The organism is Staphylococcus sp. HMSC035D11 (assembly GCF_001836075.1).
Taxonomy (GTDB): domain Bacteria; phylum Bacillota; class Bacilli; order Staphylococcales; family Staphylococcaceae; genus Staphylococcus; species Staphylococcus hominis.
Genome location: NZ_KV827222.1, coordinates 1 through 9,196, shown reverse-complemented (window position 1 = coordinate 9,196; position 9,196 = coordinate 1). Strand labels below are relative to the sequence as shown.

At 28.0% G+C, this 9,196-nt stretch carries 9 protein-coding genes; 6 read left to right on the top strand and 3 right to left on the bottom strand.

The genetic code is table 11. The features are described 5' to 3' along the window. Positions 1–1,756 (top strand): YhgE/Pip family protein (locus HMPREF2647_RS11400; protein WP_256326474.1); only part of this gene is annotated, 1,756 nt, incomplete at its 5' end. A 55-nt stretch (positions 1,757–1,811) separates the two neighbouring features. On the opposite strand, the gene HMPREF2647_RS01080 is transcribed toward HMPREF2647_RS11400, so the two are convergent. Next, positions 1,812–2,318 carry a hypothetical protein gene (locus HMPREF2647_RS01080; RefSeq protein ID WP_070859337.1) on the bottom strand — a complete coding sequence of 169 codons (507 nt, stop codon included), beginning with the start codon at positions 2,316–2,318 and terminating at the stop codon, positions 1,812–1,814. Positions 2,319–2,520: 202 nt separating this feature from the next. Here HMPREF2647_RS01080 and HMPREF2647_RS01075 point away from each other — a divergent pair, with 202 nt between their 5' ends. After that, on the top strand, positions 2,521–3,042 hold the full coding sequence (locus tag HMPREF2647_RS01075; protein WP_017175483.1) for an immunodominant staphylococcal antigen IsaB family protein: 522 nt from the start codon (positions 2,521–2,523) through the stop codon (positions 3,040–3,042). Between the two features lie 45 nt (positions 3,043–3,087). On the opposite strand, the gene HMPREF2647_RS01070 is transcribed toward HMPREF2647_RS01075, so the two are convergent. After that, positions 3,088–3,372: a YolD-like family protein gene (locus tag HMPREF2647_RS01070; protein WP_080580603.1), complete on the bottom strand. Its 285-nt coding sequence runs from the start codon at positions 3,370–3,372 to the stop codon at positions 3,088–3,090. Between the two features lie 195 nt (positions 3,373–3,567). On the opposite strand from HMPREF2647_RS01070, the gene HMPREF2647_RS01065 reads away from it, so the two are divergent. The 4 genes from HMPREF2647_RS01065 to HMPREF2647_RS01050 are packed head-to-tail and all read left to right on the top strand — an operon-like array spanning position 3,568 to position 8,495. Then, on the top strand, positions 3,568–4,680 hold the full coding sequence (locus HMPREF2647_RS01065; RefSeq protein WP_000706213.1) for a tyrosine-type recombinase/integrase: 1,113 nt from the start codon (positions 3,568–3,570) through the stop codon (positions 4,678–4,680). Between the two features lie 2 nt (positions 4,681–4,682). After that, positions 4,683–6,746, top strand: a complete 2,064-nt coding sequence (locus tag HMPREF2647_RS01060; RefSeq protein WP_000026850.1) for a tyrosine-type recombinase/integrase — start codon at positions 4,683–4,685, stop codon at positions 6,744–6,746. A gap of 8 nt (positions 6,747–6,754) precedes the next feature. Beyond that, entirely contained in the window at positions 6,755–7,120 is a 366-nt protein-coding gene (locus HMPREF2647_RS01055; protein ID WP_000410574.1) for a DUF6262 family protein, read from the top strand. Positions 7,121–7,124: 4 nt separating this feature from the next. Further along, entirely contained in the window at positions 7,125–8,495 is a 1,371-nt protein-coding gene (locus HMPREF2647_RS01050; RefSeq protein WP_000368919.1) for a hypothetical protein, read from the top strand. 42 nt (positions 8,496–8,537) lie between these two features. Here the strand turns inward: HMPREF2647_RS01050 and HMPREF2647_RS01045 are convergent, their stop codons facing one another. Continuing rightward, on the bottom strand, positions 8,538–8,948 hold the full coding sequence (locus HMPREF2647_RS01045) for a YolD-like family protein (RefSeq protein ID WP_000612779.1): 411 nt from the start codon (positions 8,946–8,948) through the stop codon (positions 8,538–8,540). Positions 8,949–9,196: the final 248 nt, after the last annotated feature.

Below are 9,196 nucleotides of genomic sequence, written 5' to 3'. Positions count from 1 at the left end.
GCCTCAATATACGATTCAAAAACTAAGTAATAGTTCGAATAATGATCAATTACCTAATGGTCAGATTCTTTCGAATGAAGATGTTAAATCAATGAATAGTGGACTTGCTGAAGCATTACTTGCATTATCTTCAAATGCGGATAAGCAAGCTAAGGCATCACAATCTGATGTAAAAGCATTAAGAGATATAACGTATGGTGTCATTGCCTCTAATCGTCCAACAGAATATAATGACATGCTTCGAAATATTAAAGGACGTTTAGAAAACACTTCAAAATACAATCAACAATTGATTGATGTATTAAAAGAATTACAACAACGTGAACATGTGAATTTAGCACCACAAATTAAACGAATCGAAAGTACCAATAACCGTATTAATGATACGTTACGTTCTACTAACCAATTGATTGATGCATTATCAAGTGGTGGTAAAGGTAGTGCGGAGTCTATTAATGTATTAAGAAGCTTGCCAGCTTTAAATTCTGGTTTAGGTAGTTATAGAGATTACATTAAAGATAATTTAAATCATCGTTTACTTGTAGTTTCTAATGATATTACAAAACAATTAAGTGAAGGCCAAGTTGTATTATCAGATGTGCAATCTAAATTAAATACGATTAATCAAGTGATTCAAGCAGGTCAAGATATTGTAGGTAATGGTCAAACTCGTATTGCAACACTTCAAAGTGAATTACCATCACTTGAAGCGGGATATATTGAAGCAACTCAAACTGCTAAAAATTACTTCCCAACAGTACGAAAAAATGTAGCAAAAGCTGCAGACTTTGTACGTAATGATTTACCTGATTTAGAACAACGTCTTGCGAATGCAACAGCTACTGTTAATGCTAACTTACCAACATTATTTGATAAGTATGATAATGCAGTAGATTTATTAGATGAGAATCAACCAAAAGCAAAAGAAGCTTTAGCGAATTTAGCGAACTTTGCACAAACAAAATTACCTGGTATCGAAAGAGATTTAAATAAGGCTAATGATATATTCAATCAATTGGACGATGACGATGCAGTAGATAAGCTTGTTAATAGTCTAAAAAATGATTTGAAAAAACAAGCAGATGTTATCGCAAACCCAATTAATAAGAAAACTGTGGATGTTTTCCCAGTCAGAGATTATGGTTCAGGGATGACACCATTCTATACAGCATTATCCATTTGGGTAGGCGCTTTATTATTAGTGAGTTTATTAACAGTGCATAACAAACATGAAGAATTAGCAGATCAGTTAACGAAACGGCAAGAATATCTTGGTAAAGGAATGTTCTTTATCTTGATGGGTGTATTACAAACCCTCATTGTTACAACAGGTGACTTATTCTTACTTCATGCGCAAGTAGAATCACCATTGCTCTTTGTACTCGTTGCATTATTTGGAGCCATAGTGTTTAATACCATTGTTTATACGTGTGTATCTATATTGGGTAACCCAGGTAAAGCGGTAGCCATCATTCTTTTAGTATTACAAATTGCAGGCGGTGGCGGTACCTTCCCAGTAGTTACACTACCTAAGTTCTTCCAAAACATTTCACCTTACTTACCATTTACGTACTTAATTGATTGTTTACGTGAAGTTGTAGGTGGTATTGTACCAGAAATTTTAATTACAAAATTAATTATATTTGGGCTCTTCGGTCTTGGTTTCTTCTTAATTGGATTTATTGCTAAACCATTCTTAGATCCAATTATGACTAAAATTGCAAAACGTGTAGAAGAAAGTAAAGTAACAGAATAGAAAATAAAATAGCCTGATTGATAATGAAACATCATTATCAGTCAGGCTATTATTTTTAATTAGATTTGTTATTAGATTCACTACTACGATGAGTATGACTTTCAGTAGAAGACTTCGTACTTTGTTGCGATGAAGGTTTTTCTTCTGTTGAAGGTTGTTCAGTTGATGTTTGCTCTGAAGATGGTTTGTCTTCTGTGCTTTGAGATGTGGGTTGTTTTGATGTGTTACTTTCTGAACGATGTTGTGATTGTGACGTAGTTGATGATTCACTTGTTTTTGGCTGTGTAGTCTGAACAGTAGAGGGACGTTGCGTCGTTTGTTGTTGTTCTTGTATTGATTGACTTGTTGACTCAGATTGCGCAGTGGTACCATTGTCAGACTGACTTGTTTCATTAGATTGAACTGTATGACTTTCAGAAGTAGTTTCTTTTTTATCTTTCTTTTTATTAGATTGTGTTTGATTTGAGTCAGATTGATTGGAATGAGTGGCTGCAAAAAAGACTGAAAATCCTAATGCCACAATAAGTAATATAATGACTATAGTTGCTAATATTTTTTTCAAATGATAGTCCTCCATTTTTAATTCATTTCTTTAGTTTATTATAATCAAAGTTCAACAAATAGGTAGTATGTATATAACCAAATCATATTACATTTTATTTACATAATTCTGTGATAGATACATCTAAAGTACAGTGAATTAAGACAAAGAGTATGAGATAATAATAGTGAAATAAAAATCCATTAGAGAAAGAAGGACAATCATGAATAAAATAGTTAAATCTATAGCATCAGTTACTTTAGCATTTGGGACAATGTTAGGCGTAAGTACAACTGTTTTACCAATCGAGGATACAGCGCATGCAGCTACAAAGCCATATTATGTATATAACGGGTATGTAGATAAAGACGCAAAATTTGTAACCAATAAACAGTTTATTAAAGCAGTTAAATATGGAAATGTAACAATGAATGGAATAAAATTTGAAAAAGTGCATAGTAATAAAAAACTTGAAAAATATAACCAAACATTTACTGGTGTAAGTAAAGATGGTAAAAAGGCGAATAAAGTTCAATTTAGTGTTAAAGGGGATTTGACATATAATCAATTGAAAAAAGCGTATGGCTCAGACTTTAAAAAAGTAAAGGGTACTCCAAGTGATAAAAAAAGTGGTATTTTCGAATATCAACCTAAGAAAGATGGATTAATTGTTTCTTTTGTTATAACACATGGAAGAACAGTAGAAGTAGATATTGGCTATGAAGGTGTCACAACAAGTAAATAAATGAGAAATACGAGCGGAATTGAGTTCAATTCTCGCTCGTTTTTATTATTCAATGTGACATAATACTGCAAATTCGAGTTGCATTGTTTGTGAGCCATTCTCATTACTAATTGTAATATACCGCTTTAATGTATCAATACGTTTAATATAAGCTGCAATAGAATGGATCGTACCATTTTTAAAATAACTAATCATAGCGAGTTGATGAGTTGTATATTTTTCAATTAATCGTCTATTCAGAATATTGAATTGATCATCCGACAAAGAGGGCATCGTTATTTTATTTTGATTTTCGATAAAAGTTTTTATTCGTTCATATTGTTCAGGCATCACTGCAAAAGGTTATATATATGTTGAAGAATATAGACTATTTTGTTTAAAATGAATCATATTTTAAGAAAAAATGAACAAAGTAAAAATATTAAATAGTCTTTTTTTATTACGTGTAATAAGTTTAATATGTATGATGTAAAAAGAATTTGAATAGTGTATACTTATACTATTAAAATTAGAAATGAGATTATTATGAAAATAGTAGAAGTAAAATCTAAGAATGGTACCAATTTTATGATTTTAGATGGTAATAATGAACCTATAGTAGATGCAGTAAGATATTTGAAGTATCTGGATAGTGTTAAGAAAAGTTTAAATACCAAGAAAACCTATGCCTATGCACTAAAAAATTTTTTTGTTTACTTAGAAAGTAAAAAGATATGCTATAAAGAAGTTAGTTTTGATAACTTTGTTGATTTTATAAGATGGATGAAAACACCTTTTGAATATGAGAATGTCCTCTCTTATCACCGAAAAGAAAAAAGCATTAGTCCTAAGACAATTAATCTGACTATGACTGTAGTATCTAATTTTTATGATTATCTCTATAGGAGTAAAAAATTAGATGTTAATTTCTATGATTTTATGCATATGGAAAGTAAATACTCTAAAAAATATAAAAGTTTCATGCATCACATAAATAAGGACTATAGAACGTTGAAAAATATTTTGAAAGTTAAAGAACCAAAGAAAAAAATAGAAGTGTTAACTAATGCGGAGGTTAAGAAATTATTAGAGGAAGCTAATAATATTAGAGATAAATTCTTAATACAATTACTATATGAAACCGGATTACGTATAGGTGAGGTATTATCATTACGTATTGATGATATTAAATTTGACTTTAGAAAAGGCCATCAAATAGTTTTGAAAAATAGATTTAATGATAATGGTACTTATTTGAAAACTGGGGAAAGAAAAATATTTATTTCCCAATCGTTAATTGATTTATACGATGATTATGTCTACGAAATAATTGACGAACTTTCAATATGTTCTGATTATCTTTTTGTAAAAATAAAGGGGAGAAATGTAGGAGAAGCTATGAATTATAGTGATATATATTCATTATTTAAAAGGCTAAAACATAAAACATCTATAAATGTTCATCCTCATTTATTTCGCCATACACATGCAACTGTTTTTTATAATGAAACTAAGGATATAAAACAAGTTCAAGAAAGACTTGGTCATAGTAATATACAAACGACTATTAATTTATATGTTCATCCCACTGAAGAAGATATACGTGAAGATTGGAATAAAGTAAAGCATCAATTTCAAGTTTTTAATAAAGGGGAATGACTATGTCAATACCAATTAATTTACCTACAAACAGTACTATGATTAATGAATTATGTACATTACAAAGTAGAACCATCAATATAAAAGGAGAGGTTTTAATAACTGAAATATATGATGATTACTTTTTTAAAAATGATGAGTGGCACATTACAGCTTTTAACAAATTCAAGCAATTTCAAGATAGTATCAAGAACTATAGAGACAAAAGAAAAAATGTTTTCTTTAGGATTAAAAGTAAAAATTTGAATTTAGAATTTAAATACCTTTTTTTGAAACTGATAGTTAAAGAGGATTGGTCCTTATCTAATTTATTTAATACTGGAGCAGTAAAGCTTAATAAGATTGCTAAGTTCTTTAATGAAGTTTATCCAAATTTAAATTCTTTACTTGATTGTGATATAAATACATTAGAAAAGCACTGGTTTAATTGGCTGACTGAAAATAATATACCAATAAAAAGAAGATCATCAACAATAGTTTTTGGTGATTATGAATACAAAAGCGGACTGGCTTCTTTTTTAAAGAATATGTACATTAATCTAATTAAGTTCATTGATAAGCGAGAAGAATGGGAAAAAGATAAATGGGATATTAGAAATTTAGAAAAATATGGATTGAGTTATAATAAAACACTAACTGGCAATTATTTAAACTTTGAAAAAATTGAGTCAATTAAAATGCGAGAATTAGCAAAAAAATATTTAAAAAATCGTTTGATAACTGGTGATATAGCATTTGCTACAGCAAGGTTTTATATAAGAGTTTTAACTAGGTTTTTTCAAAATATATCTAAAAATAAAGAAACAAGGAATAGTTTAAATGAACTAGATAGATGTCATATCGAAGCATATATAGAATTTTTGTTTGAATATGCAGCTAATAAACATTTGCAAAGTACTAAGAATTTTGTGAGAGAAGAATTAAAAACAATTAGAAGGTTCTTAAACGATATTATAACTCAAAACTATGCTATAGCACCGTACCAAGATATACGATTTTTAATTTATCCTCAAGACTTACCTAAACACGAAAAGAAAAATAGTAGCCAAATTGATTATATCCCAGATTTTGTATTGGAACAGCTTTTTGAGCATATAAATGATTTGCATAAAGATTTAATACCTGTAGTTTGGATAGCTTTTAAAACAGGATTAAGAATTTCTGATGTATTGACATTACAAAATAATTGCCTTGCAAAAGTTAATGGAAAGTATTCAATAATCACAGATATTGCTAAAACTTTTGTTAAAGGACATAGAATACCAATTGATAATAAATTAGCTGATATAATAGCAGTTTTAATAGCCGATTCTAAAAGTAAAAGTACAAAAGATAATAATCCTAATAATTATATTTTTGCTATTTATAAAGGAAAAAGAAAGGGAATGCCCTTTACACAACATATGGTCAGAGCACACTTAAATCATTTATCAAAGACTAAAAATATTATTGATGAACAAGGAGAAATCTTCCATTTCAAAACTCATCAATTTAGACATACCTATGCAGTAAAATTGTTAAATGGTGGAGCAGATATATTAACGATACAAGAATTATTAGCACACTCCTCACCAGAAATGACTCTAAGATATGCTAAGTTACTTGATGATACAAAGAGAAAGGCTTTTGAATCAGTTATTGATCAAGGAGCTTTTAGTTTTGATGTTGACGGTAAAATTAAAAATATACAGCATAGTAGTGAACTATCTGAAAAAGCATTGAATTCTTTATGGCAAGAACATAAATTAAACGCAATGGACAATCCTTATGGCACTTGTCATGCTAGATTGAGTGGTGATTGTCCATACATGGAAGCTCCGCCATGCCTGACTTGTAATTCTGGGAAACCATGTAAGGATTTAGCTATTGGATTTTCTGATTTAGATGTTGAAAAATATGAATTACATATCAAATCAACGGTCAAATCTATAGAATTAGCTAAAAATAATAATAGACAAGATATGGTTGAAAAGCATATAAATATATTAAATAAATATGAAGAAATACTAGGTAATATAAAAGATGGAAACATTATATTCGGGAGAAGTAATAGAATAAAAGTATAGAGGTTAAGATGGAAAAATTTAATAGACAAGAACAATTAAAACAGTTGCATGCAGAACGAAAAGTTAAAACCGAGAAAAAAGTTGATAAAGCAATAAATGATTTAGTTCAAAAAAATAAAGAAATTAACTTTAACATCGTTTCTAAACATTCAAAAGTTTCGAAAGCTACATTATATAAAAATAATAAAATTCGAAAGAAAATAGAGAAGTTACGTGAACAAAACAGAGAAATATTTGTTCATAAAAATAAAAATGACGGTAAAGATGCGTTAATCTCCTCTTTAAAAAGAAAAGTAAATTCTTTAGAAAAAGAGAAAAAAATGTTGAAAGAAGAAATTAGCGTTTTATATTCTAGGCTGTATGAGGATATTTAAAATAATGGACAATAAAATTGAAAAGATTCTAGAAGATATTAATAAATTACAAGGCTATAAAGTAACATATCAATATGCTACTGCTATAAATATAAAAGATAATAACATGAACCCTTGGTTTGAAAAAATTGAGGAAATTCTATTGAATGTAAAAGGAGTTATACGCATTTTATCTCCTGACAACCCCCCGGTAAATTATGATTATTGGATTTTACCTGGAAGATATAAAAGACATACAAAAGAATATCACGAAAAACTAGAAAAATTTTTAGAAAAATTTGCTACTAATGCAAATATTAATGATGGATTGTTTGATCAAAATAATATACATGGATACAAATATAAAAAATATATATTCACTCCACATATTGAAATTACTCATGAGAACACTTTGAATTTATTTTTTTTAACCTTAACTATATTTAACAATGGTACATTTGTTATAGAAATCATTGAAGACTTAGAGAGTATAAACTTTGGAAGCGACTTGTATAGTACTTTCTCATGTGTAAAAGATAAGATATATCCTCTAATTAATCAAGAAAAAAATAATAGACAAAGACAGTATCAATTGTATGGTAATAGACATTGTAAAAATATTAGAGATGTTTCTAGACAAATTAATAGAATTATAAAAATTAATAGTAAGGATATTTTTGAATATAAAGTATCTAAAAATATGGGTTTTGAAGTTTATTATTTAGCTAATGAAAATGAATTTACTGATGATCCTTTCTATGAGGACGTGAAGATTCAAGAGTGGTTAGTAAATGCGCCTATTTTTTCATTTGAAGGAAAAAGTAAACATTTTAGGCAAGATGGTTATAGCGATAATTATATAAACTTCTTGAATAAAGCATCTGTTTTTGTAGTTTGGATGGATGAGCAAGAAGAAGATGTTTTAGAAAAATGTTCTCAAATGGCACTTTATTTCAATAGTTCTGCTAATTTCTTTTTCTTAGAAACTATGTTAAATGAATTACAATTGTATGGGTATCAACAATATAATTTAAATGGAAAAAAAGAAGCCCTATATTTTAGACAATGGATACTAAATTTCAAGAGATCTATTGCAATTATTTATAGAACAGAGCTTTTACCTAGTTTATATTTATATTTGTATCTAAAGAATAATAATGATTTTAAATCTCCACAATATATTGAAGAATTAAACAAAGAAGAATTATCACTAATTGAATTGGAGCAGTCATATAAGGAAGAAGAAAGAAGCGAAAAATTAAATAAACTTTTGTTAATAATAAGTCTTTTATCAATTTTCCAAGTAGTAGAAATTTTTTTCAGTGATAAAAATAATATATTTAATATCAGTATGATACTTATAATGATTTTGCTAGAAGTATTTCGAAAAAGGTAATTATAAGAACACTATTTAAACTTTTTAAAAGTTTAAATAGTGTTAAGTGATACTACAAACGTTAGCATTATTTAAATTATATATATTATTGTTAGTATCAGAAAAGGAAAATGTATTACTAATTTCATCCTTTTTTAAAATTTTTCCTGTATATTTTGAAATGTTACCGTCTTCCCAATATGAGATTGTACATAACTCATCATTTTGAATTTTTATTTGAAAAATCTGATCTAAATTATCTAATGAATCATGTGTTAGCAATGGTTTTTCTATTTTATTTTGATCCTTTATAATTTGTTCTAAAATTTCAAACTGTTGCGGGAGAGTCGCAAAAGCTTGCCATTTGATTTTTCCACGCCCTTGAGGGATTTTAGGGTTTAAATATTTTCTTGGTATTTTTCTATAATCAGTTTCATATTTATATTCATCTGGCGCATTAGGATTTGGAATCATGTTTACCACCTCATCATCATTGTAGAACGTATGTTCTTTTTTGGCAAGGATTATATAATTTTTTAATGTGATTAATTAATTAATTTAAAATAAGTTATTTTCTATATGGAAAAGTTGAGTAAGATTATCGAGCATTTATAATTATAGTAACTGGAATTATGATGTTTGGTATGTTAATAGTATTTTCTCTTTTAAAAAATGTGAACATAAAAAAATAGAGAGGCTGGGACATAAAGTATCTGGATAAG

Coding starts and splice junctions, on each gene's coding strand:
- HMPREF2647_RS01070 (WP_080580603.1), bottom strand. CDS start 3,372: ATGCCTGAACAATATGAACGAATAAAAACTTTTATCGAAAATCAAAAT.
- HMPREF2647_RS01050 (WP_000368919.1), top strand. CDS start 7,125: ATGGACAATAAAATTGAAAAGATTCTAGAAGATATTAATAAATTACAA.
- HMPREF2647_RS01075 (WP_017175483.1), top strand. CDS start 2,521: ATGAATAAAATAGTTAAATCTATAGCATCAGTTACTTTAGCATTTGGG.
- HMPREF2647_RS01055 (WP_000410574.1), top strand. CDS start 6,755: ATGGAAAAATTTAATAGACAAGAACAATTAAAACAGTTGCATGCAGAA.
- HMPREF2647_RS01065 (WP_000706213.1), top strand. CDS start 3,568: ATGAAAATAGTAGAAGTAAAATCTAAGAATGGTACCAATTTTATGATT.
- HMPREF2647_RS01045 (WP_000612779.1), bottom strand. CDS start 8,948: ATGATTCCAAATCCTAATGCGCCAGATGAATATAAATATGAAACTGAT.
- HMPREF2647_RS01060 (WP_000026850.1), top strand. CDS start 4,683: ATGTCAATACCAATTAATTTACCTACAAACAGTACTATGATTAATGAA.